1 protein-coding gene is annotated in these 254 nt (G+C 64.6%); it reads left to right on the top strand.

What is annotated here, in order from left to right:
• The coding region (locus tag HKX41_12395) for a carbohydrate ABC transporter permease (GenBank protein ID NNC24935.1) at positions 1 to 254 on the top strand (254 nt) is incomplete at both ends.

Below are 254 nucleotides of genomic sequence, written 5' to 3'. Positions count from 1 at the left end.
CCCTCTCTCCAGACCCGCGATCCTGACCGCCGGGCTTATCACGTTTATCGGGCCGTGGAACGAGTTCCTCTGGCCCTTCCTGGTGACCAAGCAACAGGAACTGCAGCCGCTGGCCGTTGCGCTGGCCAACTACATCTCGACCGTCGCCGCCAGCACCGCCAACCCCTTCGGTGCCATCCTGGCCGGTGCCGTCGTCTTGGCCATACCGGCCGTGGCGCTCTTTGTGATCTTCCAGCGCTACTTCGTGCAGAGCG

The sequence above is a fragment of the Salifodinibacter halophilus genome (assembly GCA_012999515.1).
In the GTDB taxonomy this organism is placed as follows: domain Bacteria; phylum Pseudomonadota; class Gammaproteobacteria; order Nevskiales; family Salinisphaeraceae; genus Salifodinibacter; species Salifodinibacter halophilus.
The sequence above is the reverse complement of the archived record's forward strand: the minus strand, read 5'-3'. Positions and strand labels throughout refer to the sequence as shown.